The organism is Phenylobacterium sp. (genome assembly GCF_016793225.1).
GTDB lineage: Bacteria > Pseudomonadota > Alphaproteobacteria > Caulobacterales > Caulobacteraceae > Phenylobacterium.
In genome coordinates, this window is sequence record NZ_JAEUMN010000025.1 from 1 (window position 1) to 3,247 (window position 3,247).

Annotated in this window: 4 protein-coding genes; 3 read left to right on the top strand and 1 reads right to left on the bottom strand. The window is 69.8% G+C overall.

Going from position 1 to position 3,247, the window contains the following annotated elements; genetic code table 11:
- The first annotated feature begins 163 nt into the window (after window positions 1–163).
- The 3 genes from JNK30_RS02980 to JNK30_RS02990 all read left to right on the top strand — a co-directional run bounded on the left by JNK30_RS02980 (window position 164) and on the right by JNK30_RS02990 (window position 2,505).
- A complete protein-coding gene (locus JNK30_RS02980; protein WP_293480045.1) occupies window positions 164–556 on the top strand; it encodes an OB-fold domain-containing protein in 393 nt (130 codons plus the stop codon).
- Window positions 557–569: 13 nt separating this feature from the next.
- Window positions 570–1,712 carry a hypothetical protein gene (locus tag JNK30_RS02985; RefSeq protein ID WP_293480047.1) on the top strand — a complete coding sequence of 381 codons (1,143 nt, stop codon included), beginning with the start codon at window positions 570–572 and terminating at the stop codon, window positions 1,710–1,712.
- A gap of 85 nt (window positions 1,713–1,797) precedes the next feature.
- Window positions 1,798–2,505 (top strand): glutathione S-transferase N-terminal domain-containing protein, encoded by a 708-nt coding sequence (locus JNK30_RS02990; protein WP_293480049.1) that lies wholly within the window; start codon window positions 1,798–1,800, stop codon window positions 2,503–2,505.
- 44 nt (window positions 2,506–2,549) lie between these two features.
- Here the strand turns inward: JNK30_RS02990 and JNK30_RS02995 are convergent.
- Window positions 2,550–3,247: PEPxxWA-CTERM sorting domain-containing protein (locus JNK30_RS02995; RefSeq protein WP_293480051.1), on the bottom strand; the 698-nt coding region annotated here is incomplete at its 5' end.

Sequence of the window (3,247 nt, forward strand, 5' to 3'; positions counted from 1 at the left end):
GTGACAAGCGCCGTCGTCTCGTCTTTGCTGGCCCCGCCGCCGATTTGCGGCCCGGCGCCCGTTTGGGACGGCGCCCGGGGGAGAAGAAAAACCTTGCCTGTCCTGGCGGGACAGGCAGGAAACAGACCGAATTTTCGAAGGGGATGGATTTCAGATGCCACGCATGTTGCCGGAGCCGACTCCGGAGACCCGTCATTTCTGGGACGGCTGCCAGGCCGGCGAGCTGCGGCTGCAGCGCTGCACCGACTGCCAGGAGAGCTACTTCCCGCCGCGCCCGTTCTGCCCCAAGTGCGGCAGCCGCAAGGTCGAGGTCTACAAGGCCAGCGGCGAGGCCGTGCTCTGGTCGTACGTCATCAACCAGCGCCCGCGCCCGGACATGGGGACCGAGCCCTACGCCATCGCGGTGGTGAAGCTGGCCGAGGGGCCGACCATGATGACCAACATCGTGGACTGCCCGCAGACGCCCGAGGCGCTGCAGCTCGACATGCCGTTGAAGGTTTCGTTCTCGAAGCAGAGCGACACCATCAGCCTGCCCCTCTTCGCGCCGGCCAAGTAGGGGGACGCCGACCATGAAACCTGGATCCGTTGCGGTCGTCGGGGCCGCCGAAACCACCCAGATGGGCGTCATTCCGGACACCTCGGTGATCGGGCTGCACGCCGACGCCGCGCTCAACGCCATGGCCGACGCGGGCCTCAAGCCCAGCGACATCGACGGCGTCGCCACCGCGGGCGTGAGCCCCACCGAGCTCGCCTGGTACCTGGGCATCAAGCCGACCTACGCGGACGGCACCAGCGTGGGCGGCTGCTCGTTCATGCTGCATGTCCGGCACGCGGCCGCGGCCATCGCCGCCGGCCACGCCAAGACCATCCTGGTCACCCACGGCGAGAGCGGAAAGAGCCGGGTCGGCGCCGGGCGCTTCGGCGCCTCGCCGTCCAGCCTGAACGGGCAGTTCGAGATGCCCTACGGCCCCGTCGGGCCGCCCTCGATGTTCACTATCCCGGTGCTGCGCTACCTGAAGACGCACGGCTACGCCCAGGAGGATCTGGCGCACGTGGCGGTGGTCCAGCGCGAGTGGGCGGCCAAGAACCCGCGCGCGACGTTCAAGGACCCCATCACCGTCGACGACGTGATGAACTCGCGGATGATCGCCTATCCGTTCCGGATCCTGATGTGCTGCCTCGTCACCGACGGCGGCGGCGCGCTGATCCTGACCTCGGCCGACCGGGCGAAGGACTTCCCGCAGAAGCCGGTCTACGTGCTGGGCACGGGGGAGAGCGTGGAGACCCCGCTGGTCAGCCAGATGTACGACAGCAACCATTCGACCGCCTTCCGCATCAGCGGCAAGAAGGCGTTCGAGGAGGCGGGGATCACGCACGCGGACGTGGATCACCTGATGATCTACGACGCCTTCGCGCACCTGCCGCTGTACGGCCTCGAAGACCTCGGCTTCTGCAAGCCGGGCGAGGCGGCGGCCTTCATCCGCGAGGGCCATACCCGCCCGGGCGGCAAGCTTCCGCTCAACACCAACGGCGGCGGCCTCTCCTACATGCACTCGGGCATGTACGGCATGTACGCGCTGCAGGAGAGCGTGCGGCAGATGCGCGGGATCGCCCCCGCCCAGGCGCCGGGCGCGAAGATCAGCGTCTGCCAGGGCGTCGGCGGCATGTTCGGCGCCGCCGGCACGGTGATCTTCGGCAACGAGGTCCCGTAGCGCCATGAGGACCGGCGGCGGCGTCCACCGCCGCCGGTCACGGCCCCGGCCTGCCCGGCAGGCCTGAACCCCTGAGGCGACGCCGATGATCGACCTGCATTTCACGCCGACGCCGAACGGGCAGAAGATCAGCATCGCCCTGGAGGAGCTGGAGCTCCCCTACCGCCTGATCAGCTACGACATCTTCGAGGGCGAGCAGCACACGGCCGAGTTCGGGCGGATCAATCCCAACCACAAGCTGCCGGCCATCGTGGATCACGATCCGCCGTTCGGCGGCGGCCCGCACGCCGTCTTCGAGTCGGCGGCGATCCTGCAGTATCTCGCCGAGAAGACGGGCCGCCTGCTGCCGGCCGATCCGCGCCAGCGCAGCGTGGCGATCCAGTGGCTCACCTGGCAGGCCGCCAACCTCGGCCCCATGGGCGGGCAGGCGGCGCACTTCACCCGCTACGCCCGCGAGGAGATCCCGTACGCGATCAACAGGTACACCAGCGAGCTGACCCGCCTGCTGACGGTCCTGGAGCGGCGCCTGGGCGAGGCGGCCTTCCTGGGCGGCGAGGAATATTCCATCGCCGACATCGCGGTCTGGCCCGGCCGCTACATGGCGCCCGAGGCGCCGGAGTACCCGAACACCATGCGCTGGCGCGCCGCTATCGCCCAGCGCCCGGCCGTGATCCGCGGCCGCGACGCCGACAAGGCGGTCCCGCCGAAGTACGCCCAGCGCCGTGCGGTGCTCACCGCCGAGGAGTGGTCGAACCTGTTCGGCGAGCGGATGCTGGGCGCCGTCCGTCTCTAGAGCGCGAGGATCGTGGGTCCGCGCCTCGTCGCCCCGGCTGGACGCTAGGCCGCGCGAGCCTCGCGGCGCCTCAGCCGCGCGCCGGCCAGGCCGAACCCGGCGATCATGAGCGCCCAGACCCCGGGCTCCGGCGCGGCCGTGAAGCGGACGTTGTCCAGCAGCATGCCCTGATTGTCCCCCGGCGGGCCGTTCACCGGATCCGCCACGAAGACCCCGATGGTCGCGTCCGTCACCAGCCGCGCCTCGAGCACGAAGTGGGTCCAGGGCGTGTTCGCCTGGAACGTCGGGAGATTGAAGAAGTAGCTCTTGGTGGCCGGGTTGCTGATGTCGGGCCCGTCTTGGAAGCCGTTGCCGAAGTCGTAGCGCACGTCGGTCAACTGGTAGGGCGTCGTGGCGCTGACGAATCCCATGCGGCGGTTGTCCACGCCGGAACGGCCGTTCCCGGCGGCGTCGAACTCCCAGCGGATCTTGGTCCCGGCGAGCAGCGCCACTTCGGGCGTCCGGAAGACGCCCGGGTTGCCGCTCGACCCGTCCGTGTCGACCATGCCGTGCCCGTAGGGCGTGGTCAGGCCCGAGTCGGACTCGTCGACATAGCTCACCGAGCCGGCCGTCACCGTCAGATGGGCGAAGCCCGTGAAATCGGCCTGGCTGACGTCGCCATAGCCCTCGAAGTCGTCGAAGACGATCGTCCGCGCCTGCGCGGCCACGCCGCCCGTGAGAGCCGACGCCACGGCGGCGGCGA